This window comes from Xanthobacter agilis (genome assembly GCF_021730435.1).
GTDB classification, from domain to species: Bacteria; Pseudomonadota; Alphaproteobacteria; order Rhizobiales; family Xanthobacteraceae; genus Xanthobacter; species Xanthobacter agilis.
In genome coordinates, this window is record NZ_JABWGX010000004.1 from 1 (window position 1) to 22,868 (window position 22,868).

A 22,868-nucleotide genomic window follows, 5' to 3' on the forward strand; every position below is an offset into this window, starting at 1 on the left:
ATCCCGAAGAGCATCGCAATCCATCGCCGATCCTCCAAAATCAGCGTTGAATCTGATTTGCGACCACTTGGGAATCCCAAATCCTTAAATCGTCACTACAGCCTAGGCAGAGTCGCCAGCGGGGAGCGCCTGGATGACGGCTCCGGTTGAGGGTCCAGGTAAGCTGAATTGGCGCCCGTGAGCGCTTAGGCGCGGCGTCAACCCGCGACGGTGGATCCACGACAGTCGATCCCTGCTGGTCGGCACCCGCACCATGCGTGATCCGCCGTTTGCTCCGGAAGGCCCGCCAACGTGGACGTGCGCCGCACAAGGGCGTTGCGATGATCGCGATGCATGGCACAGCGATGCAGGTTCGGCGGATAGCCCGACATCATCCCCGCGTCGCCCGTCCTGCGGGCGACGCATCCGCGTCGGGGCGAAGAGCGCTTGGGGGTGCCTGCGGCGATCAGAGGTAGGCGAGGCGACGATCCCGGCGACGATCTTGCACGGGCTGATAGGCAATGCGTGCGTGATGGCTGCAATAGGGCATGCCCGGATTGCTCTTGGCGCCGCAGAAATAGAAGCTCTCGGTGCCCGGCTCGCCCATCGGCCAGCGGCAGGTGCTCTCGGTGAGGTTCATGATCGTGCAGCGCTGGGCCATGGGCAACACATTGCCGCTGGCCTGCGGCTGGGGCGCCGGGGCTTCCTCCGGCAGGTCGTCGAACTCGGCCGCAAGGGCGGTGTTGCCCTGGGTCATCGGCCGCTGCGGGCGGCTCTGCTCGCGCGGATTTTCGGGCCTGGTCGGCCGCTGCGGGCGAACCGCCGGGGCGGCGGTCTTGGCCCGGCCCGACAGGCCCAGCCGATGCACCTTGCCGATCACGGCATTCCGGGTGATGTCGCCTAGTTCATTCGCAATCTGGCTCGCGGAGAGGCCTTCGCTCCAGAGCTTCTTCAAGAGTTCGACGCGCTCGTCATTCCAGCTCATCGCTCTTCTCCATTTGCCGCATCTTTTCGGCGCCGGATCTGCACGACGCCACCGTTCCGCCGGGGCGGCAGCACCGCCATGCTGCCGGAGATAATCCGGACTCCGTCCCCGAGCCCGCCTGCGCACCGCAAGCGGAAGGTTAACAACCCATAGGTCCCAGGAAGCTTAGTCGCACGAGATCTCGTAGGCGATGTTGCGTAGACTACAATATGCGCCGCGCCGGCGACAGAGTCGGTTAACGCCTTCAGGCCGTTTTCCCCAGATCGTTGTCCCGCCCCCCTTCCGCTGGGGCGCACGCGGGCGCCGTCAGATGTGTTGACCTCGTGCGCGCGATCATTAGTATTCACGAGGTCGGGCCGCTCCCCCGCTGGGGCGGCCTTTTTTAATTCTTGCCACCGCGCCCCGCCCCGCGGGGTGTCCGATGGACCAGCGTTGCGCGCGGAGGGGTGCCTTCCGTTTGGAGTGCTGGCCCACAACCAGAAATGAAGATGTCGTCTTTGGCCGGTAATGTTGCCGGTTCCGGACCCGTTTTCAGGAGGATCACGTGATCGCCGCCGTTCTGCCGACCTATGCGCGCATCGACCTCGAATTCGAGCGGGGAGAGGGCTGCTGGCTCGTCACGACGGACGGGCGACGTTTCCTCGATTTCACCGCCGGCATCGCCGTGAACGTGCTGGGCCATGCCCATCCCTATCTGGTGGACGCGTTGACGCAGCAGGCTCGGAAGCTGTGGCACACCTCCAACCTGTTCCGCATCGTTGGTGGGGAGCGGCTGGCCGCGCGGCTTTCGGCTGTCACCTTCGCGGATACCATGTTCTTCACCAATTCCGGGGCGGAAGCGCTGGAATGCGCCATCAAGATGGCGCGAAAATATCAGTTCGCGAGCGGCAATCCCGAGAAGAACCGCATCATCACTTTCCAGGGCGCGTTCCATGGCCGCACGCTGGCGACCATTGCCGCCGGCGGCAACGCCAAGTATCTGGAGGGGTTCGAGCCGGCCCTGCCGGGCTTCGACCAGGTGCCGTTCGGCGACATCGACGCGGTGAAGGCGGCCATCACCCCCTATACTGGCGCCATCCTTCTGGAGCCGGTGCAGGGCGAAGGCGGCGTGCGGGTGCCACCGGACGGCTTTCTTGAGGCCCTGCGTGCCTTGTGCGACGAAAAGGGCCTGCTTCTGGTCCTCGACGAGGTGCAGTGCGGTGTCGGCCGCACTGGCAAGCTGTTCGCCCATGAATGGGCAGGCATCCGGCCGGACATCATGGCCGTGGCCAAGGGCATCGGCGGCGGCTTCCCCATGGGGGCCTGCCTTGCCACCGAGGCCGCCGCCAAGGGTATGACGCTTGGCACCCACGGTTCCACGTATGGCGGCAATCCTCTGGCCATGGCGGTGGGCAATGCGGTGCTCGACCTCGTTCTGGCCGATGGCTTTTTCGACCATGTGAATGCCATGTCGGCCCGGCTCAAGGACAAGCTGGGCGCGGTGGTGGCGCGCCATCCGCGGGTTTTGGCGGAGGTGCGCGGCAAGGGGCTGCTCCTGGGGCTCAAGGCCCAGGTGCCGGCCGGTGATCTCGTGACGGCGCTGCGCGCGGAAGGGCTGCTTGCCCCCGCCGCCGCCGACAATGTGGTGCGGCTCCTGCCGCCTCTCGTCGTTTCGGCGGACGAGGTGGATCTGGCAGCAGAAAAAATCGAAGCCGCATGTGTGCGGCTGGAAGAGGCTTCGAAGCCTCTCCCGGCCAAGGGGGCAGCGGAATGACGGAAAACGGTGTGCGCCACTTCCTCGACCTGTCGGAGATCCCGGCGGACGAGTTGCGCCGGGTACTGGATTTGTCCAAGGAACTGAAGGCCAAACGCAAGGCGGGGGAGATCGATCGCCCGCTCGCCGGCAAGACCTTGGCCATGGTGTTCGACAAGCCGTCCACCCGCACCCGCGTGTCGTTCGACGTGGCCATGCGCCAGCTCGGCGGCGAGACCATCATGCTCACGGGCCAGGAGATGCAGCTCGGGCGGGGCGAGACCATCGCCGACACGGCCCGCGTGCTGTCGCGCTTCGTCGACGCCATCATGATCCGCATCCTGGATCACGACGACCTGATGCAGCTCGCCGATTACGCCACGGTGCCGGTCATCAATGGCCTCACCCGCATCTCCCACCCCTGTCAGGTGATGGCGGACGTGCTGACCTTCGAGGAGCATCGCGGCTCGATCCAGGGGCGGCAGGTGGCCTGGACCGGCGACGCCAACAATGTGCTCGCCTCCTGGGTCCATGCCGCCGAGCGGTTCGACTTCTCCATGAAGGTGGCGACCCCGAAGGAGCTTGGGCCGCGCCAGGCGCTGAAGGATTTCGTGAAGCGCACCAAGGCCAAGGTCACCTTCATGCGGGATCCGGAAGAGGCGGTGGAGGGGGTGGATTGCGTCCTCACCGACACCTGGGTCTCCATGGGTGACAAGGAGGCCGAGCGCCGCCACAATCTGCTGAAGCCCTATCAGGTGAACAGCGCCCTGATGGCGCGCGCCCACAAGGATGCCATCTTCATGCACTGCCTGCCCGCCCACCGCGGCGAGGAAGTGACCAGCGCGGTGATGGACGGTCCGCAATCGGTGGTGTTCGATGAGGCCGAGAACCGCCTGCATGCCCAGAAGGGCATTCTGGCCTGGTGCTTCCACACGGCGGGCTGAGGCGGGCTGCGGCGCCGCAGCGGACCAAAGGATGCCGGGCGATCCCGGCATTCCGCCGACACAGGGATGAGGAGGGGCGCATGACTGCCGCGCGCTCGCGCAGCGCCAAGGACGAGGCGCAGGACGATATTGTCACCGCCTTCCAGGTGGACGCGCTGGACCTGCGCGGCCGCGTCGTCCGGCTCGGTTCGGCTCTCGACGCGGTGCTGGCGCACCATGATTATCCGGCCTCGGTGAAGCGGGTGCTGGGCGAGGCGGTGGCGCTGGCGGTGTTACTGGGCTCCTCCCTGAAGTTCGAGGGGCGCTTCATCCTCCAGACCCAGACCGACGGCCCGGTGGACATGGTGGTGGCGGATTTCGTGAGCCCGGACAAGATCCGCGCCTATGCCCGCTTCGACAAGGACGCGGTGGCGGCGGCGGAACAGCGCAACGACACGGCCCCGGCGGTGCTGCTCGGCCGTGGACACCTCGCCATGACCATCGACCAGGGCCTGTCCGCCAACCGGTATCAGGGGGTCGTGGCCCTCGACGGCGCGGGGCTTGAGGCGGCGGCGCACGAATATTTCCAGCAGTCCGAGCAGATCCCCACCCGCGTGCGCCTCGCCGTTGGCGAGGAGGTGCGGCCGGGCGGGAAGGCATCGTCCTGGCGCGCCGGCGGCCTGCTCGCCCAGTTCCTGCCGGATGATCCCTCCCGCGCCCGCATGGCGGACCTCGCGCCCGGCGACGCGCCCGAGGGAACGGCGCCCCATCGCCTTGACGAGGATGACGCCTGGGCGGAGGCGCGGTCCCTCACGGCGACGCTGGAGGATGTGGAACTGCTCGACAAGGACCTGTCCAGCGAGCGGCTGCTCTATCGCCTGTTCCACGAACGCGGGGTGCGGGTGTTTGACCCGCTCGCCATCGGCGCCCACTGCTCGTGCTCGCGCGAGCGGGTCGCCGGCGTGCTCGCTTCCTTCACGGTGGAGGAGCGTCGCGGCATGATCCAGGACGACGGCAAGGTCACGGTGACCTGCGAATTCTGCGGCCGCACCTATGGCTTCCCCGCCGAGGAGGTGCTGGGCCACGGGGACGCCTGACGCGGAGCAGCCTTGCGCGTGTGCGGCGACGGGAGCGTTGACGCATTTTCCTCACGCGCACCGGATCCACTTCGCTTGAAACCGCTTCAAGGTGCCGGTGGTTGAGTGGTGAGGATGTATCCTGTCCCCGGCCCCGGCGCGACGGGTTGGGGCCGCGACCTTCTGGGGGACCCAATTGCCCGAGATCATCTGCTATTTCAGCCCGCAATCGGGCTATGCCTATCTGGGCCATGCCCGCCTGCGTGAGATCGCGCGGGAGGCCGGAGCCCGCATCCTCTGGCAGCCGGTGGACATCTTGAAGGTGTTCGCCGCCGGCGGCTCCACGGCGCCGGCCAAGCAGTCGCCCCAGCGCAACGCCTATCGCAAGCTGGACATCGTGCGCTGGGCCAGGCGCGCGGGTGTTTCCATCAATACGGAGCCGGCCTATTGGCCGACCGACACGCTGCCCGCCTGCCGGCTCATCGTCGCCGCGCAGATGGAGGGCATCGACCCGGCCGATCTCATCGGCGCTTGCCTCGCCGCCGTCTGGGCGCGGGACATCCAGATCTCGGAGCGGGACAACCTCATCCGACTTGCCGACGGGCTCGGCCTCGATGGGGCGCGCCTCGCCACGCTTTCGGACACGGTGGAAGCGGCCGAGCGGGTGGAGCGCAACACCGCCGCGGCGATCGCGGCCGGCGTGTTTGGTTCGCCGTCTTATGTGGTGGGCGGAGAGCTGTATTTCGGACAGGACCGGCTGGACTTCGTGGCCGCCAAGCTGGCGGAGCTGAAGGCGGCCGGGGTGGTTTGAGCGCTGGCGGCCCGACGACCGGCGCGGGGCGCGCCGGTCGTCCCATGGCGGCCGTCACATGCCGGCGAAACGGCGGAAGTTCTTCACCACATCCTCATAGACGTGTCGCTTGAACGGAACGACAAGGTCGGCGATGGCGCCGATGTCTTCCCAGCGCCAGTCCATGAATTCCGGCTTGTGGACCCCGCCGCCCGGCGTGGTGATGTCGATCTCGCCATCGGCGCCGGTGAAGCGCAAGGCGAACCATTTCTGGGTCTGGCCGCGATACTTGCCTTTCCAGGCTTCTCCGGCGATGCGACCCGGCAGGTCATAGGACAGCCACTCCTCAACCTCTCCGAGCTTGACCACGGAGCGCATGGAGGTTTCCTCATAGAGCTCGCGCAGGGCGGCATCGAAGGGCTCTTCCCCTTTGTCGATGCCGCCTTGGGGCAATTGCCATGAGTGGGTGGCGTCCACATGCTCGGGCCCGCCGATGCGGCGTCCGACGAAGACCTTGCCGGCGCCGTTGAAGACGCATAGCCCCACGCAGCGGCGATAGGGAAGTTCGTGGTGATGCTTACTCATGGCGTCCCCTTGGATCGGTTCGCCGTGTGATGGCGCCTGCTGCGTCGCAGCGCAAGCTCTGCCGCAGGGGAAGGGGTGCGGCGGCGCGGCAGGCGGGTCGCGCTCCGGGCCGGGGGCCAGTCGCGTCCCCACGGTCGGGGGGCGGCTGGCGATCCCTACGCCGGTGATGCGGCACCCGGTCGAAGACCGGGCCGCCGGGTTCAATGGGCGGCGGCGCGCAGGTGGGGCAGCACGGTGGTGCCCCAGGCCCGCAGCGATGCCCAGGTGCGCCGGTCGAGCTGGAACCGATCCACCGGCACCGAGGCGCCCAGCGCCCGCACCTGGCACAGGCCGACCCCGCACCACTGGAAGCCGCACTTCTCCAGCACCCGGCGCGAGCCCGGATTGACCACCCGCGCGGCGCCCGCGACCAGCGCGATGTCGGTCTGCGAGAAGACATAGTCGATGACGGCGCGGGTGGCCTCGGTGGCGATGCCACGGCCCCAATAGGGCTCTCCGACCCAATAGCCGATCTCGGGATCGGTCTCGGTGGGGCGGCGGCCAAAGCCGCACATGCCTGCGAATTCAAGGTACCCTTCGCGCTTCAGCAACAGCGCGAAGGTGGCGGCATGGGGCGTGGCGCCGAGGGTTTCGACGAAGGCGTGGGCGTCGGAGGCGCGATAGGGGAAGGGCAGGTTCGCGGTCATCTCCGCGATCCGGCGGTTGTTGGCGAGCTCCGCGATGGCTCCCACGTCCTCGATGTGCGGCGCGCGGAGCACCAGCCGATCGGTTTCGAGGACGGGGATACTGGACTCCGCGAGCGGCCTTTCGGGCGGCACTTCGATGACGGTCATGGCGGGCTCCTGACGGCTGGACAAACGAAAACCGGGAAGACGTCTCGTCTCCCCGGTTCGTTCGGAGCCCAGTCCGTGAAGCCGCCCGATCTGCGATCCGCCTTCTTGCGATCCGCTGTGGCGCTTCGGGATCCTGGCTCAGGCTCCCCCCGGTTCGACGAGACCGGCGGGATCCTGCATTGAGCGGTCTCGCCGGCTTACTCAGCCGCCTCTGCGGCGGTGGGAACGACCGATACGAAAGTGCGGTCGTTGGCTCGGGTGCGGAACTCGACTTTCCCTTCCACCAGGGCGAACAAGGTGTGGTCCTTGCCCATGCCCACATTGGTGCCGGGATGCCATTGGGTGCCGCGCTGACGCACGATGATGTTGCCCGGAATGACCGCCTGGCCACCGAAGCGCTTCACGCCAAGGCGTTTGCTCTCGGAATCGCGACCGTTACGGGACGAGCCGCCTGCCTTTTTATGAGCCATTGTTGCTCTCCTCGTTCAGATCAGGCGTCGGCAGCGGCTTCAAGAGCCGGCGCGCCTTTGGTTTCGGCTTCGGCCTTGACGGTCTCGCCCAGGCCGGAAATCTCGGTGATGCGCACCACGGTCAGGTCGGCGCGGAAACCGCGCTTGCGACGGGAGTTCTGCCGGCGGCGCTTCTTGAAGGCGATGACCTTGTCACCGCGGGTCTGCTCCACCACTTCGCCGGTGACGACGGCGCCGTCCACGTGGGGCGTGCCCACGACGGTGCTCTGGCCGCTCAGCATCAGCACCGGGAAGGTGAAGATGGAACCCACCTCGGCGTCGAGGTAGTCGATGGTGATCTTGTCGGCGGCGGCGACGCGATACTGCTTGCCGTTTGCCTTGATGACCGCGAACATTCTGTCTCGCTTTCGTGTTCCGCCACGCCTCTTCGAGGGGCTTGCAAGGACACCTTGCAAGGCAGCCGGAGGGCGGGCTTCTTTCGGTCGGTTCGGGATCTGCGGGTGCAGGCACCCACGCGAAGACGGTTCGATACAGGAAGAAGGGACCCAAAGTCAATGCGCCGCAGCGCTTGCGCGGGGCGGCGCATTGGGGTCTGGCGCTGTCCGCGCGGCTATTTCACATCCACCGGCAGGAAGGTGAAGGGCTGCGCCAGCTCGAACGCGCGCGCCGCATTGCCGGAATAGAGCTTGCCGCCGGTCAGCGGCAGCTTCTTCACCGGCGCGCCCGGCTTCAGGTCGAGGTCGTCGAGCGGCACCCAGAAGGTGTTGGGGCTGGTGGCGGAATCGAAGAAATAGACGCGGTTCTTCTGGTCACTCACGGTGCGCCAGAGGGTGGAGGCGATGTTGGGGGAGCCGGGCTCGATGAAGCCGAGGGGCACGCTCACGGCGCGCATCACGCTGGCGACGCTGCCCACCGCCTGGTTGGCATAGCTGTGGTCCGGCACGGCGGTGATGATGGCGGGCTCGGCCTTGGTCGGCAGCGCCTTGATGAGGAAGCTCGCCCGCGCGAAGCGGTCGGCCGCGCGGAAGGTGCCGGGCAGGAACACCGTGCCGCCGATCTCTTCCCAGTAGGAATCGAGGGCGAGCTGCTGGTCGTAGGACGGCGAATTGGTCATCACCTGGTACTGGCGCCCGTGGTGGATCACCAGCTTGCCATCCAGATACTCGAAGATGGCGCTGTCGCCCGAGGGGTCGGAGATGGCGAGATGGAGCTGCGCGGCCCGGCCGTTGGGCAGCACCGATGTGACCACCACGAACGGTTCCTTGGCGAGCGCCTCCACCGCCTCGGTCACGGTGGCGAAATTATCGAGAACATACTGCGCCCACAGGCTGATGGAGAGGGCCGGCCGGCCGTTGGGCGTGGCGTATTGGGATTCGGCCAGATAGAGCAGGTTGGCGACGAGGCCCTTCTCGTTCATGCCGTCGGCGGTGCCCACATCGTAGCCGGAAGCGATGACGCTGCCGTATTTGGCGACCCACTTCGGCGTATTGGCCCCGGCGGCGCCGTTGCGCGTGATGCCGGCCGGGAAGGCCCACAGATTCGAGCGCATGTCCTCCGACCAGTCCATGGACCGGCCGGTGACCACCATGCCCTCCCCGCCGAGATAGACGGCGCGGGTGCAGGCATCGGCGGCGCCGACGCCGAGCAGGGTTCCGCTCAGTACGGATGCGGTCATGCCAAGGGCGAGGCCGGCACGGCCGATCATGCGGGAGAGGCGGGCCGCAGCCGTGCGCAGGGGAGCTGCGCGCTTCAGGATGGAGGTTTCAGGGATGTGTCGCATGACGGTTCTCTCCGACGAAACAATCCGCGATCCGGCGCGCCATCCCGGCGCTGTGCGGTACGCTGATATGCAAGAATCGAGCTTGAGAGAGAATAGCGAAAAGAGAAGATACCGGCTCCGCCCACACAGCCGGGCGGAGCCGGTTATCCATGCCCTGTCTGCCCCGAAAAGACATGGACAAGTGGAGATAAACACAGTCGCCGGATCGATTCTCTGAGGTGGATCAAATTTCGGTGTGCACCGGGTTATTTTTGTCTAATCGGAGCGTGGCCGGGTCGTGGGTCCGGCGACCTGGAGAGCGTTAGGATGCAGGATAAAGAGTCGAAGGTGCCTGATGGCATGCCGGTCATTCGCACCATTGCCATGCCGGCGGACACCAATCCGAGCGGGGACATCTTCGGCGGCTGGCTGATGTCGCAGATGGACCTTGCGGCCGGCAATCTGGCGGCCCGCCACTCCCGTGGCCGCGCGGCCACGGTGGCGGTGGAGGCCATGAGCTTTCTCTCGCCGGTGCTGGTCGGCGACGAGGTGAGCCTGTTCGCGCGCCTGGCGAAGGCGGGGCGCACCTCCATGCGCATCGAGGTGGAGGCTTGGCGCCGGGCCCGCGAAAGTGAGGAAACGACCAAGGTCACGGAAGCGGTGTTCACGTTCGTCGCCATCGACGCTTCCGGCCGTCCGCGCGCGCTGCTGCCGGCCGCGTAGGGCGGACCAACCCCCGCGCCGTCGCACGCGTTCAGGTGCCGCGCGCCCTTTCAGGTGCCGCGGGGCTTGGCGCGGGTGGTCGGGGGCGCTTCGGCCGGGTCCTCGGGCCAGGGGTGCCGGGGATAGCGTCCGCGCATCTCGGTCCGCACCTCGCGCCAGGAGCCGCGCCAGAACTGGGGCAGGTCCTTGGTCACCTGGATCGGCCGGTGGGCCGGCGACAGCAAGGCGAGGGTGAGCGGCACCCGCCCGCCGGCGATGGCGGGATGGGCCTTCAATCCGAACAGCTCCTGCACCCGCACCTCCACCTGAGGGCCGCCTTCCGCGTCATAATCGATGGCGAGGCGCGAGCCGGTGGGCGCGGTGAAATGGGTGGGCGCCTCCGCCTCCAGCCGCGCGCCCAGGCCGTAAGGCAACAGGGCGTGGAGCGCGTTCGACACCGTATCGGCGCCCACATCGGCGCGGCCGGTGCGGCCTTCCAGGAAGGGCGCGAGCCATGTGCCGGCGGTCGCGGCGAGGGTCGCATCGGACAGGTCGGGCCAATCCTCCCCCTCGGCGGCGCGCAGGAAGGCGATGCGGGCGCGCCATTGCTTCAGCGCGGGACTGAGGGGCAGGCGCGACAGGTCGGCGCCGGCCAGGCCATCGGCGAGGATGCGGGCTGTGGCGGCATCGGCCGGCACCGGCTGTGGCGCATCGGCGAGCACCAGGGCGCCGAGCCGACGCACCCGCCGGGCGCGGACCGTCCCGGACGCCGGGTCGAAGGCGACCTCGGTGCCCTCGGTGATGGCATCGGCGAATTGGGTTTCCACCTCGTCCCCGGTCAGCGCCGCGGCGAGGGTGATGCGGGCGGCCTCGGCGCGGCCGGTCACCTCCGCCACCGCCAGGAACGGCGCGCGGGCGAGGCTCGCGGCGGGGTCCATGACGGCGCCGCGGCCGTTGGCGAGGAGGAAGCGGGTGCCGTCGCCGCGCGCTTTCGCCACCCGGTCGGGATAGGCGAGGGCGAGTAGGGCGGCGGGCGAGGGCGCTTCTTCGGACACGGTTGCGCCGCCGGCCAACTCCGCCCAGCGCCCGGCGAGGCGCCGGGCATCCTCCGCCCGGCGGGAGCGGTCGTGGCGGACCGTGTCCAGGCGGTGCAGGAGATCCACCCCGTCGCCGCCGAGGCCGCGCTCGGAGACCAAGGCGGCGATGTCGGCGGCGCGGCGCCCGGCGCCCCGGTCGGCGCCGGTCACCACCATGTGGGCGAGCCGCGGCGGCAGCGGCAGGCGCGCCATGCGCTGGCCCAGCGGCGTCACCCCGCCGCCTGTGTCAAGGGCGCCGAGCAGGCGCAGCAGCGCCTTGGCCTCGCAGACGGCGGGGGCCGGAGGGGGATCGAGGAAGGGCAGGGTCGCCGGGTCGCGCACGCCGACGCGGGCGAGGTCCAGCACCAGGCCGGTGAGGTCGGCGGCGAGAATCTCCGGCGTGGCGAAGGCGGGCAAGGCGGCGGTTTCGCCCTCGCCCCACAGCCGGTAGCACACGCCGGGCGCGGTGCGGCCGGCGCGTCCGCGCCGCTGATCGGCGCTGGCGCGGGAGACGCGCAGGGTTTCGAGGCGCGTCAGCCCCACGTCGGGCTCGAAGCGGGGCACGCGGGCCAGGCCGCTGTCCACCACCACCCGTACCCCCTCGATGGTGAGGGAGGTTTCGGCGATGGAGGTGGCAAGCACCACCTTGCGGCGGCCCTTGGGCGCCGGCAGCACGGCGCGGTCCTGCGCGTCCGTATCCAGGGCGCCGAACAGGGGGGCGATATCGGTGTCGGGGTCGCGCACCGCCGCCCGCAGCAGATCCTCGGTGCGGCGGATCTCGGCGGCGCCGGGCAGGAAGGCCAGCACCGAGCCGCGCTCGCGCGACAAGGCCTTGAGAACGGCATCGGCCATCTGCCGGTCGATGGGCGTGCGGGGGTCGCGGCCGAGATAGTGCGTCTCCACCGGAAACGCCCGGCCCTCGCTCTCGACCACCGGGGCCGGGGTGGCGCCGTCGCCCATCAGGCTCGCCACGCGGGCGCCGTCGAGGGTGGCGGACATGGCGAGAAGGCGCAGGTCGGGACGCAGCGAACGTTGACTGTCGAGGGCCAGGGCCAGCCCCAGGTCGGCATCCAGGCTGCGTTCGTGGAACTCGTCGAACAGCACGGCGGCGACGCCGCTCAGCTCCGGATCGTCCAGCACCATGCGGGTGAACACGCCTTCGGTGACCACTTCGATGCGGGTGCGGCGGGAGACTTCCGCCTTGAGGCGGACCCGGTAGCCCACCGTTTCCCCGACCCGCTCGCCCAGGGTCTGCGCCATCCGATGGGCGGCGGCGCGGGCGGCTAGGCGGCGGGGCTCCAGCACCAGGATGCGTCCGCCCTTCACCCAGGGCTGCTCCAGCAGGGCCAGGGGCACGCGCGTGGTCTTGCCCGCTCCGGGCGGCGCCACCAGAACGGCGCATGCGGACGCGGCGAGGGTGGCGGCGAGGTCGCCGAGGACGGCGTCGATGGGCAGGGGCGAGGCGTACATCACGCCCGCGTCATAGGGCAGAGGGCCGGGCCAAGGCAAAGGGAGGATCTTTGCCGCAAAATCACATTAAATAAATGTTTAATCTATGAAATATCACATAAAATAGTGTTTTTAATTGAATCACCCGACATTGTTGTTTAAGGAGGCACCGAACGTCCATCGGAGCCCCTCATGCGTGCCCTTCTCGCCCTCGCCGCCGTTTTCGGCCTCGCGTCCACGGCCGCCCTCGCGGAGCCCGCGCCGCTGAAGATCGGCGTGCTCAACGACCAGTCGGGAATCTATGCGGACATGGCCGGCCCCGGCTCGGTCATCGCCGCGCAAATGGCGGTTGAGGATTTCGGCGGCAGCGTGCTCGGCCGCCCCATCGCGATCGTGGCGGGCGACCACCAGAACAAGCCGGACGTGGGCGCGGCGCTGGTCAATCGGTGGATCGACGAGGATGGGGTGGAGGTGATCGCCGACATTCCCACCTCATCGGTGCTGCTGGCGGTGCAGGAGATCGGCCGGCGCAAGAACAAGCTGGTGCTGGCCTCCACCGGCGGCTCGTCCGACTTCACGGGCAAGGCCTGCGCGCCCACCGGCATCCATTGGACCTATGACACCTACGCGCTGGCCGCCGGCACCGGGAAGTCGCTGGCCAAGGATGGGCCGTGGTTCTTCATTACCGCGGATTATGCCTTCGGCGCGGCGCTGGAGCGCGACACCGCCAAGGCGGTGGAGGAGAGTGGCGGCAAGATCGTGGGAGCGGTGAAGCATCCCCAGGGCACCACCGATTTTTCCTCCTATCTGCTCCAGGCCCAGGGCTCGGGCGCCAAGCTAATCGCCTTCGCCAATTCGGGCGCCGACCAGGTGAACGCCATCAAGCAGGCCAACGAATTCGGCATTCCCCAGTCGGGCGTGAAGCTGGCGGGGCTCTACCTGCACATCACCGACATCCACGCCATCGGCCTCGATGTGGCCCAGGGGCTCATCCTCACCCAGGGCTTTTACTGGGACCTGAACGAGGAGACCCGCGCCTGGTCGAAGCGCTTCTACGCGCGGCACAAGGCGATGCCGACCATGGGCCAGGCCGGCACCTATTCCGCCATCCTGCATTATCTGAAGGCGGTGAAGGCCGCCGGCACCACCGACACCGACAAGGTGGTGGCCCAGATGAAGGCCACCCCGGTGGATGACTTCTTCTCCCACGGCGGCCGGATCCGCGAGGACGGGCGCATGGTGCACGACCTCTATCTGCTCCAGGTGAAGGCGCCCTCCGAGCAGAAATACCCTTGGGACTATCTCAAGCTCATCCGCGTCATTCCGGGCGACGAGGCGTTCCGTCCCCTCAAGGACGGCGGCTGCCCGCTGGCGACGGCGGGCCACTGACCCGGCTGCCGAAGTCCGCTCGCGCCGCCGGTTCGCGCCACGGGCCGGACCGAGCGACGCGAACGGTCCTTGCGGTGACGGCCGCGGAACGCCTAAACGAGGGCATTCCGCGGCCGTCGCGTTTGGGGAGTTCCGCCGTCATGTCCTCCGCCCCGTCCAGCCTCTCCGACAAGGTGCTGCCGTTCTCCGTGGACGGCGCGATCATCGCCGCCGCCTTTCTCGGCGCGGTGCCTGCCCTCGTCACCGGCGGTGGCAAGATCGTGCTGGAGGGCGCGGCGCCGGTGACGGTGGAGGCCCATGGCGGCGCCATCCTGGCCGCCGCGGGCGACGGCACCCGCCTCGTGACCGGCGGCGACGACGGCCGGGTGATGGAGACCGTGGCCGATGGCACCTCGCGCATCCTGGCCGAGCACAAGGGGCGCTGGATCGACCGGGTGGCCGTGGGGCCCGACGGCGCGGTGGCCTATTCCGCCGGCAAGACCGCTTATGTGCTGAGTGGCAAGGGCGCGGCGACCGGGGGTGAGCCGAAGAGTTTCGAGGCACCCTCCACGGTGGGCGGCCTGGCGTTCGCGCCCAAGGGCTTGCGCCTCGCCGTCGCCCATTACGGCGGGGTGAGCCTGTGGTTTCCCAATGCGGCGGGGGCGAAGCCGGAGCTGCTGGGCTGGAAAGGCTCGCACCTTGGGGTTGCCTTCTCGCCCGATGGCCGGTTCGTGGTGACCACGATGCAGGAGCCGGCCCTGCACGGCTGGCGGGTGGTGGACGGCGCCCATATGCGCATGAGCGGCTATCCCTCGCGGGTGAAGTCCTTCGCCTTCACCGCCGATGGCAAGTGGCTCGCCAGCTCCGGTTCGGGGGAGGCCATCCTGTGGCCGTTCCAGTCGAAGGACGGCCCCATGGGCAAGCAGCCCACCATGCTGGCGCCATCGCCCACCTCGCGGGTGACGGTGGTGGCGCCCCACCCCAAGGATCCGGTGGTGGCCGTGGGCTACGAAGATGGCATGGTGATGATGGCGCGCATCTCCGACGGTGCCGAGATCCTGCTGCGGGCGCCCACCAACGCCGCCGGCGGCGACGGCGTGAGCGCCATCGCCTGGCATCCGGCGGGCGGCGCGGTGGTGTTCGGCACCGCCACCGGCAAGGCCGGGCGTCTCGTTTTCTGACGGAACAGGAACGATTTGGCCGTGTTGCGGAATCCGCGTCGCGGGGGTGTCACGGCGCGGCATTATTGGCTAACGTGTCCTGCCTCTCGCATCCGCGAGATCCGCGCAGCCGGAGATTTCCGCCGATGAAGATCGACGACGTCCGCCGCACCGCCTATTCGATGCCGCTTACCAGTCCCTCCTTTCCCAGGGGCCCCTATCGTTTCATCGACCGCGAATTCCTCACCATCACCTACCGCACCGATCCGGAGGCGCTGGCGAAGGTGGTGCCCGAGCCGCTCGAGATCGTTGAGCCGGTGGTCAAGTATGAGTTCATCCGCATGCCGGACTCCACCGGCTTCGGCGACTATACCGAGACCGGACAGGTCATTCCGGTGAAGTTCAACGGTGTCGAGGGCGGCTATGTGCACGCCATGTATCTCGACGATGAATCGCCCATCGCCGGTGGTCGCGAGCTGTGGGGCTTCCCCAAGAAGTTCGCCAACCCCAAGCTCAAGGTGGAGAAGGATACCCTGGTCGGCACCCTGCACTACGGCAGCGTGCTGTGCGCCCAGGGCACCATGGGCTACAAGCATGTGGCCGCCGACAAGGAGAAGGTGCTCGCCTCCCTCCTGGCACCCAATTACATGCTGAAGATCATCCCCCATGTGGACGGCACCGCCCGTGTGTGCGAGCTGGTGCGTTACTTCCTGGAAGAGGTGACGCTGAAGGAATGCTGGGTGGGGCCCGCCGCCCTCGGCCTTTATCCGCACGCCTTGTGCACCGTGGCGCAACTGCCGGTGCTGGAGGTGCTCTCCGCCGTGCACCTGAAGGCGGACCTCACCCTCGGCCTCGGCACGGTGATCTACGACTATCTCGACGAACCGGCGAAATGAGCCGCGGCCGGCGCCCTCCAGGCGCCGGCCCACCCGTTCGCGACGATGCCGCGCCGCGGCCGGTCCCTGGCCGCGTGCCGCTCCACCGTGAGGCCGGGGTCCGTTTCGGGGCTCGCTGCCAGACAGAACACGTTGTTAGGACAAAAGGCCATGACCGACAGCCCGCGCGCGAAGAAGGCCCTGCCGCCTGATCTGTGTGACATCGTCAAGCAATATGAGCGCACGGCCCTGGTGTTCCAGGGCGGCGGCGCGCTCGGGGCCTATCAGGCCGGCGTCTACGAGGCCCTGGCCGAGGTGGGCTGCGAGCCCAACTGGATCTCCGGCGTTTCCATCGGCGCCATCAATTCCGCCATCATCGCCGGCAACACCCCCGAAAACCGGGTGCCGCGCCTGCGCGAGTTCTGGGAAACCATCTCGGCCCGCAAGGCCGCGCCCTGGGCGCCGGAAGGCGATATTTACCGCCAGTTGCGCAACCAGGTGAGCGCCACCCTCACCATCTTGCAGGGACAGCCCGGCTTCTTCCGGCCGCGCGTGCCCAGCCCATGGCTGCTGCCGGCGGGCGCGACCGGCGCCACCTCTTTCTATGATACCTCGCCCCTGCGCGACACGCTGCTGAAGCTGGTGGACTTCGACCTCATCAATTCCGGCGAGAAGCGGTTCTCGGTGGGCGCGGTGAATGTGCGCACCGGCAACTTCATCTATTTCGACAACAAGGACACCGTCATCGCCCCCGAGCACATCATGGCCTCGGGCGCGCTGCCGCCGGGGTTCCCGGCGGTCAAGATCGACAGCGAATACTATTGGGACGGCGGCGTCGTCTCCAACACCCCCCTTCAGTTCCTGCTCGACCAGCCCGATCACCCGAGCGCGCTGGTGTTCCAGGTGGATCTGTTCAGCGCCCGCGGGCCGCTGCCGCGCGACATGTACGACGTCGCCGAGCGGCAGAAGGACATCACCTATTCCAGCCGCACCCGCTACACCACCGACGTGTTCCGCCGGGTGCAAGAGCTGCGGCAGAAGCTTTATGAATCGCTGCAGCGTATTCCCGAGCAGTTGCGCACCGAAGAGGACATGGCCCTCATCGACGATTATGCGTCCTCGGGGCCGGTCAACATCTGCCACCTGATCTACCAGGAAAAGCCCTACGAGCGGGAATCGAAGGACTACGAGTTTTCCTACACCACCATGCGCGAGCATTGGCAGACCGGCTACGAAGACACGGTGAAGACCTTGCAGCGGCGCGAATGGCTGAAGATGCCGGACGATATCGGCATCGTCGTGCACGACATCCACCGCATCTCCGAATAGGCGCGGCGACGATCGGGCATCGGGGGCGGTTCTGCGCGGCCCGACCCGATGCCGGCACCGTGGGCCGTGCCGGAGGCGGGCATGATACGCGGGCATGACACAAGGCGCGTGGGATCCGGGGATCCCACGCGCCTTTTTTGCGCCCCGCGCCGGGGGTGGGTCGCGTCGGTGCGGGCGGACGGATGGCAGACCCCCCGATCGGTCCGGGCTTCTTCCATTTCCGCGACGGCTACCCGTGCCGCCCACAGACAAGCGGGGGCAAGGGCTGATGGCACCCATGTGGCCACTGCCCACGACACCGCCCCCGCCGAGCAACGGAAAGGATGACCGATGGCCGATTTCGATTTCGTGATTCACCAGCGCACGGGCGTGAAGCGCCGGCTCATGCCGGGGGACACCATGCGCACGGGCGAGGTGATGTACATGCCCATGGAGGGGATGCACCAGTCTGCCACCCTCAAGCTGTCTGACACGACCGTGACCGCCTTCATTCGGAACGCGGCCGGCGGCGGCAAGCCCGACGACGTGCCCGCCGGCTTCTTCCGCGACGGCTACGGCCGGCTCCTGCCTACGGGCACCACCTGTGGCGATGACCGGGCGGACGGCAAGGCGCTCGGCTTCCGGCTGGCCTACGAGGCCGACCTGCGGGACGCGTACAAGGCCGGCGACGCCGAGCCTGCGGACAGGTCGGCGAACACCACACCCACCATCGCCCGGCACGGCGAGCAGGAAGGCCCCGAGGCAAAGAAGGCCCGCGAGAGGTACGAGAACGACATGCGCGACGCGTGGCGGCAGAGCAATCCTAGCGCTTGAGCGCGACAGCGGCGTTCGATATCATTGGTTGTATGGCTAGATGCACTGCACCAGTACAAGGTCATCGCTCAGCAAGCGCTGCTGCGGCCTGTCCCGCATGTCGTGGTAGCTATGGCCGCAGGTACAGCAGCTATAGCGACTACACGTCGTATCCTCTCCCTTCCTACTCCACTTCGGGGGGCAGCGGGGGCAGCCGGATCAGCGGTAGTGGGTCCGGCAGCAGCGTAAGGCCGAGATGGTCGCGAGCCGGTTCCTCCGTTGTGTACACGCCTGCCGAAGTGCGGACACTCACGCCCTACCGCGAGAGTGTCGAGAAGAGAGCGCCCCTGCCGGACCTTCGGGACGTTTTTCTCTGCCACGCATGGGACGACCGTGGAGGTGCCGCCAAGGAGCTGCATGATCTGCTAGAGTCGCGCGGTGTTTCGGTCTGGTTCAGCGAAAAGGATGTCCTCCTAGGGGCGCCCCTGCTCCGCGAAATCGACAAGGGGCTGGCAAAGTCGCGAGTCGGGATTGTGCTAGTAACACCGGCTCTGCTGCGCCGTGTCCAAGGCGAGGGCATCGCCGACAAAGAGCTTTCGGCACTCTTAGCGCGCGACCAGCTCGTGCCCATCGTGCACGACACGACGTATGAAGCTCTCCGCGAAGTCAGCCCCTTGCTCGGCTCGCGAAGCGGCCTGAGCACTGCAGAAAATACGATGGCAGACGTCGCGGCCAAGCTCGCCGAGTTGGTCGCCCCCTAGCTCTGGCCGGGGTAGTCGGTTGCTGAAAGGCTCTGCGCCGCTAGCATCGCCCGCCCTACAGGCGGGCGTTTTGCGTTGAGTTCACACTCCGGATGCCCCACCAGAAAACTGCAAGGCGCCCTTGCGTCACCTGAATAGCCTCCCCATTTTGATGGAGTTGACGAAATAGCCGCAGCGGTTTGGGGGTACTCAAAGCGGTTAACTTGAGAACCCCCACTGCTGGCCCATCCACGAAGGCGGCTACCGGAAGGGACCCTCGTGGTGATACAGGAGGTGCGAGTGATCGCATTCGTCTGTGTCGAAGCCAGCCAGTCGGGTGCGTCGAGCAGTTATCGTCTGGTTGTGGGGTGCAGCGTTCATCCCACGATGGTTTCGATGATTGTTTGGTTCGCTCGACTGTTTTGATGGAGGGGCGCCTCGGCGACGGGGCGCCCTTCTGTTTTAAGGCAGACTGATTGCTGGGGCCTTCTTTTGCCCACGCCATGGCGAGCCCTGCGACTTCGCGGAAGGCGCCCGCTGCGCCGAGATGCCCGCCACGGGGTGCCGCTGTGGGCATAGCATAGCCCCGCCGCGCCGTTGGTCCGGCGGCTCACCCCGTCGCCCTGGTACAGTGGCGAAATTGTGGCAAATAGGTGAGCGATGCTTACCCGAATCCAGCCCGCAACGCCTAAAACCAAACCGGGGGCTATTCGGGGGCTACCTAGGAAGCCGGGTCAAAAAACCCAATGTTTTCAAAGGTAAATGGTGCCCAGGAGAGGACTCGAACCTCCACGGCCGTTAAGCCACTGGCACCTGAAGCCAGCGCGTCTACCAATTCCGCCACCTGGGCCCCGCGACCGTTAGGTCGTTGGGAGCGCGACAATTAATGAGCGGGTTGCCGCTTGTCAACACGGCTCAGCTTTCCATCGCGAAGAATTTGAACTGTCCACAGGAGCCGGCGCGGGTGGCCGGCTCAAGCGCCAAGGGCGGGCTTCGTCGAAGCCCGCCCTTGGCGTATTTTCTGTTCGCTTGGGCTTAACGTGTTCCGCGCAAGAGCCTTGAGCCCGCAGGTTTTTGCCCGGCGGGCCGGAGGCGGCTTCGCGCAACCGCGCCGGCGTCAGCGGCGGAAGTTCGGCGGCCGCTTTTCCATGAAGGCACGCATGCCTTCCTTCTGATGCTCCAGCGCGAACATGGCCTGGAACACCCGGCGCTCGAAGCGGATGCCTTCGGCGAGGGTGGTCTCGTAGGAGCGGTTCACGCTTTCCTTGGTCTGCATGGCGACCGTCGGCGACATGTCGGCGATGGTTTTGGCCACCGCCAGGGCTTCGCTCACCAGATCGGCGGCGGGGACCACCCGCGAGACGAGGCCGGCGCGTTCCGCCTCGGCGGCGCCCATGAGGCGGCCGGAAAGGCACATCTCCATGGCCTTGGACTTGCCCACGAAGCGGGTCAGGCGCTGGGTGCCGCCGGCGCCGGGCATCACCCCGAGCTTGATCTCGGGCTGGCCGAACTTGGCGGTGTCGGCGGCGAGAATGAAGTCGCACATCATGGCGAGCTCGCAGCCGCCGCCGAGCGCGAAGCCGGCCACCGCCGCGATCACCGGCTTGCGCACCCGCGACAGGCGCTCCCAGGAGGTGATGAAATCGTTATCGTAGCTCTCGGGATAGGTCAGCGCGTGCATCTCGGTGATGTCGGCACCGGCGGCGAATGCCTTGTCCGATCCGGTGATGACGATGCAACCGATGTCCGCATCCGCCTCGAAGGCGTCGAGCACCACGTTGAGCTCGCCGATCAGGTCGGAATTGAGCGCGTTCAGAACCTTCGGCCGGTTCAGGCGGATCAGGCCGACGCGCTCGTGCCGCTCTACCAGAATTGTCTCGAATGCCATTCCTGTCTCTCCCCGTGGCCGCCCGCGAGCTGGACGGCCATGTTCCCTCTCAAGGCTGCACCTTGTGCTCTAGCCCGAGTTCGGGCTTTGGGGAATGGGGGAACGAAAAATAGCATGGCATTGCTGTATCGATCCGCTGATGCGCGGCGCCATGGGCATCAGCGCTGGCAGACGGGGCAGAAGAACGTGGAGCGTCCGCCCTGGACGATGCGCTGGATGGTGCCCTTGCAATGCAGGGTCGGGCAGCGCTCGCCCTCGCGATCATAGACCCGGAAGGCGTGCTGGAAATAGCCGAGCTGGCCGTCGACTTGGCGGTGGTCCTTGAGCGAGGAGCCGCCCGCCTGGATCGCTTCGCGCAGCACGTCGCGGATGGCGACGACCAGCCGTTCCGCCCGCCGCGTCGGGGCGCCCTCGCGGGTGGCGATGGTGTGGGCGCCGCGGCGCGGCGAAAGGCCGGCGCGGTGCAACGCCTCGCATACATAGATGTTGCCGAGCCCCGCCACCAGCTTCTGGTCCAGGAGCGCCGATTTGAGGCAGGTGTGCCGCCGCGCGCAGGCTTGGGCGAGATATGCGGCGTTGAAGGCGTTGCCGAGCGGCTCGGGCCCCAGGTTTTGCAGCAGCGGGTGGTTGTGCAGCCCGTCGTAGGGGACGATCAGGATGGCGCCGAAGCGGCGCGGATCGTTGAAGGTCACCGTGGCGCCACCGGCGAGGTGCAGCACGACATGGTCGTGGGGGCCGCTCTCCGACCGCGGGTGGTGGAACACGCCGGGCCGTCCCTTTATCGTGGTGCCGTCGATGCGGATCGAGCCGGACATGCCGAGGTGCATGATCATCACCTCGCCCCCGGACAAATCGGCCAGCAAATATTTGGCGCGGCGCCCCAGCGCTTCCACCCGCCGGCCGGCGAGGCGCGCGGCGAAGTTTTCGGGCAGGGGCCAGCGCAGGTCGGGGCGTCGCGCCTCTGCGCTTTCAATCACGGCGCCTTGCAGGACGGGGATGAGGCCCCGGCGGACGGTTTCCACCTCGGGCAGTTCAGGCATTTTGGTTCAGCTCGCCGGTGCAGCGGTAGGGCTCGGATTCGGTCATTAGCGATACAGAATCAGGCAGCTCGCGACTTTGCGCAAGATGTAATCACACGTTCTGCCCGCTTTCCGGGTGGAGCGGCGCTGTAAATTCCAATTGTTCCAGGCGCATGCCCCGCTTGGCGATCTTGTCGGCGGAAATCAGCACCTTGGCCACGTCGTCGCCTACCTGGCCGAAATGACGGGAAAGCTCGCCCACCCGCTCGCGCAGGCGCGCCACATCCTCCACCAGGGCGCCCACCTCGGTGCGGATGTGGTCCGCCTCGGCGCGCATGCGGGCGTCCTTGGCGATGGCCTGGACCAGTTGCACCGCCAGCATCAGCAGCGTGGGCGAGACCAGCACCACGCGGGCGCGGAACGCGGCCTGCACCACCGCGTCGAAATGCTCCTGGATCTCGCCATAGACCGATTCCGACGGCACGAAGATCAAGGCGATGTCCTGGGTTTCGCCGGGTAGCAGATAGCGCTCGGCCACATCGTTCACATGCTTCATGAGGTCGGCCTTGAGCCGCGCGGTCGCCACCTTGCGGGCCTCGGCCGTCGGCGCCTCGCGGAAGGCCGTCACCGATTCCAGGGGAAACTTGGCGTCGATCGCGAGCGGGCGGGCGTCCCCCGGAAGGAAGATGGCGCAGTCCGGCCGGCGGCCATTGGACAGGGTGTATTGGAAGGCGAACGAATCCTTCGGCAGCCCGTCGGAAATGAGCGCTTCCATCCGCGCCTGGCCGAACGCGCCGCGCGCCTGCTTGTTGGCGAGGGTGTCGCGCAGGGACACCACTTGCGCCGACAGGTCGGAGAGGCTGCGCTCGGCCTTCTCCACCATCACCAGGCGCTCGGCGATGCGGGTGAGGCTTTCGTGGGTGGCGCGCGCGGAGGCGCTCATGCTCTCGCCAATGCGGTAGGAGGTGGCGTCGAGCCGCTCCGCCACGGCGCGGGCCAACTCGCTCTGGCGCTGGGAAAGCACCTCGGCAAGGCTCTGCACCCGGCCCGCTGTTTCATGTTGGATGCGGGCCAGATCGCGCATCCGGCGATCGAACTCCTGCGCCCGCAGCGCCTCCTCGGCGGCCCGTGTCGCCCGCGCGGTCGCGCCCCGCCACAGGCCGGCGGCCAGCAGCGCCAGCCCCACCGCGAGGATGGCGGCGAGGGCTTCCCCCATCGGCACCGGATGACCGGCGAGGCTGAACAGCACATCGGACATGCGTTTCCATAGCCCGATTCGGATTTGGAACAAAGTATGAACATATTGACCGCGCGCGCGCTATCGCTTATTTCCCTCCG

Annotated in this window: 21 protein-coding genes and 1 tRNA gene; 11 read left to right on the plus strand and 11 right to left on the minus strand. The window is 67.6% G+C overall.

Translation table 11 applies throughout. The annotated features are described in order from the left end of the window. Window positions 1–445 precede the first annotated feature (445 nt). Window positions 446–964: a GcrA family cell cycle regulator gene (locus HUW53_RS03395; protein WP_237344347.1), complete on the minus strand. Its 519-nt coding sequence runs from the start codon at window positions 962–964 to the stop codon at window positions 446–448. A gap of 544 nt (window positions 965–1,508) precedes the next feature. Between HUW53_RS03395 and HUW53_RS03400 the strand changes: the two genes are divergently transcribed. The 4 genes from HUW53_RS03400 (at window position 1,509) to HUW53_RS03415 (ending at window position 5,506) form a co-directional block, all read left to right on the plus strand. Further along, window positions 1,509–2,717, plus strand: coding sequence for an aspartate aminotransferase family protein (locus HUW53_RS03400; RefSeq protein WP_237344348.1), 1,209 nt, complete (start codon window positions 1,509–1,511; stop codon window positions 2,715–2,717). Continuing rightward, a complete protein-coding gene (gene argF, locus HUW53_RS03405; RefSeq protein ID WP_237344349.1) occupies window positions 2,714–3,640 on the plus strand; it encodes an ornithine carbamoyltransferase in 927 nt (308 codons plus the stop codon). Before HUW53_RS03400 ends, argF begins: the two co-directional genes overlap by 4 nt. Window positions 3,641–3,720: 80 nt before the next feature. Beyond that, window positions 3,721–4,716 (plus strand): Hsp33 family molecular chaperone, encoded by a 996-nt coding sequence (locus HUW53_RS03410; protein ID WP_237344350.1) that lies wholly within the window; start codon window positions 3,721–3,723, stop codon window positions 4,714–4,716. A gap of 175 nt (window positions 4,717–4,891) precedes the next feature. Beyond that, complete coding sequence (locus HUW53_RS03415; RefSeq protein ID WP_237344351.1) at window positions 4,892–5,506, plus strand: 2-hydroxychromene-2-carboxylate isomerase; 615 nt, start codon at window positions 4,892–4,894, stop codon at window positions 5,504–5,506. 54 nt (window positions 5,507–5,560) lie between these two features. Here HUW53_RS03415 and HUW53_RS03420 read toward each other — a convergent pair whose 3' ends face one another. The 5 genes from HUW53_RS03420 to HUW53_RS03440 all read right to left on the minus strand — a co-directional run bounded on the left by HUW53_RS03420 (window position 5,561) and on the right by HUW53_RS03440 (window position 9,078). Further along, a complete protein-coding gene (locus HUW53_RS03420) occupies window positions 5,561–6,070 on the minus strand; it encodes an RNA pyrophosphohydrolase (protein ID WP_237344352.1) in 510 nt (169 codons plus the stop codon). Window positions 6,071–6,270: 200 nt separating this feature from the next. Then, window positions 6,271–6,903 carry a GNAT family N-acetyltransferase gene (locus tag HUW53_RS03425; protein ID WP_237344353.1) on the minus strand — a complete coding sequence of 211 codons (633 nt, stop codon included), beginning with the start codon at window positions 6,901–6,903 and terminating at the stop codon, window positions 6,271–6,273. Between the two features lie 197 nt (window positions 6,904–7,100). Continuing rightward, window positions 7,101–7,373, minus strand: a complete 273-nt coding sequence (gene rpmA, locus HUW53_RS03430; protein WP_237344354.1) for a 50S ribosomal protein L27 — start codon at window positions 7,371–7,373, stop codon at window positions 7,101–7,103. A gap of 20 nt (window positions 7,374–7,393) precedes the next feature. Then, window positions 7,394–7,768 (minus strand): 50S ribosomal protein L21, encoded by a 375-nt coding sequence (gene rplU / locus HUW53_RS03435; RefSeq protein WP_237344355.1) that lies wholly within the window; start codon window positions 7,766–7,768, stop codon window positions 7,394–7,396. A gap of 215 nt (window positions 7,769–7,983) precedes the next feature. Beyond that, complete coding sequence (locus HUW53_RS03440) at window positions 7,984–9,078, minus strand: linear amide C-N hydrolase (protein ID WP_237344565.1); 1,095 nt, start codon at window positions 9,076–9,078, stop codon at window positions 7,984–7,986. 381 nt (window positions 9,079–9,459) lie between these two features. Between HUW53_RS03440 and HUW53_RS03445 the strand changes: the two genes are divergently transcribed. Continuing rightward, window positions 9,460–9,855, plus strand: coding sequence for an acyl-CoA thioesterase (locus HUW53_RS03445; protein ID WP_237344356.1), 396 nt, complete (start codon window positions 9,460–9,462; stop codon window positions 9,853–9,855). A 50-nt stretch (window positions 9,856–9,905) separates the two neighbouring features. On the opposite strand, the gene hrpB is transcribed toward HUW53_RS03445, so the two are convergent. Beyond that, window positions 9,906–12,380: an ATP-dependent helicase HrpB gene (hrpB, locus tag HUW53_RS03450; RefSeq protein WP_237344566.1), complete on the minus strand. Its 2,475-nt coding sequence runs from the start codon at window positions 12,378–12,380 to the stop codon at window positions 9,906–9,908. Window positions 12,381–12,551: 171 nt separating this feature from the next. On the opposite strand from hrpB, the gene HUW53_RS03455 reads away from it, so the two are divergent. From HUW53_RS03455 to HUW53_RS03480, 6 genes are all read left to right on the plus strand, one after another. Next, the gene (locus tag HUW53_RS03455) at window positions 12,552–13,748 is read left to right on the plus strand and encodes an ABC transporter substrate-binding protein (RefSeq protein ID WP_237344357.1); all 1,197 of its coding nucleotides are present in this window, start codon (window positions 12,552–12,554) and stop codon (window positions 13,746–13,748) included. A 140-nt stretch (window positions 13,749–13,888) separates the two neighbouring features. After that, a complete protein-coding gene (locus tag HUW53_RS03460) occupies window positions 13,889–14,908 on the plus strand; it encodes a WD40 repeat domain-containing protein (protein ID WP_237344358.1) in 1,020 nt (339 codons plus the stop codon). 125 nt (window positions 14,909–15,033) lie between these two features. Next, on the plus strand, window positions 15,034–15,783 hold the full coding sequence (locus HUW53_RS03465; RefSeq protein ID WP_237344359.1) for an acetoacetate decarboxylase: 750 nt from the start codon (window positions 15,034–15,036) through the stop codon (window positions 15,781–15,783). A 150-nt stretch (window positions 15,784–15,933) separates the two neighbouring features. Then, on the plus strand, window positions 15,934–17,091 hold the full coding sequence (locus HUW53_RS03470) for a patatin-like phospholipase family protein (RefSeq protein WP_237344360.1): 1,158 nt from the start codon (window positions 15,934–15,936) through the stop codon (window positions 17,089–17,091). Between the two features lie 330 nt (window positions 17,092–17,421). After that, a complete protein-coding gene (locus HUW53_RS03475) occupies window positions 17,422–17,904 on the plus strand; it encodes a hypothetical protein (RefSeq protein WP_237344361.1) in 483 nt (160 codons plus the stop codon). Window positions 17,905–18,164: 260 nt separating this feature from the next. After that, the gene (locus HUW53_RS03480) at window positions 18,165–18,644 is read left to right on the plus strand and encodes a toll/interleukin-1 receptor domain-containing protein (protein WP_307500138.1); all 480 of its coding nucleotides are present in this window, start codon (window positions 18,165–18,167) and stop codon (window positions 18,642–18,644) included. A gap of 742 nt (window positions 18,645–19,386) precedes the next feature. Here the strand turns inward: HUW53_RS03480 and HUW53_RS03485 are convergent. From HUW53_RS03485 to HUW53_RS03500, 4 genes are all read right to left on the minus strand, one after another. Beyond that, window positions 19,387–19,473 (minus strand) — tRNA-Leu (locus HUW53_RS03485). A 267-nt stretch (window positions 19,474–19,740) separates the two neighbouring features. Then, window positions 19,741–20,511 carry an enoyl-CoA hydratase gene (locus HUW53_RS03490; RefSeq protein WP_237344362.1) on the minus strand — a complete coding sequence of 257 codons (771 nt, stop codon included), beginning with the start codon at window positions 20,509–20,511 and terminating at the stop codon, window positions 19,741–19,743. A gap of 158 nt (window positions 20,512–20,669) precedes the next feature. Next, a complete protein-coding gene (gene mutM / locus HUW53_RS03495; RefSeq protein WP_237344363.1) occupies window positions 20,670–21,551 on the minus strand; it encodes a bifunctional DNA-formamidopyrimidine glycosylase/DNA-(apurinic or apyrimidinic site) lyase in 882 nt (293 codons plus the stop codon). A gap of 91 nt (window positions 21,552–21,642) precedes the next feature. Next, window positions 21,643–22,788 (minus strand): DNA recombination protein RmuC, encoded by a 1,146-nt coding sequence (locus tag HUW53_RS03500; protein WP_237344364.1) that lies wholly within the window; start codon window positions 22,786–22,788, stop codon window positions 21,643–21,645. Window positions 22,789–22,868 lie beyond the last annotated feature (80 nt).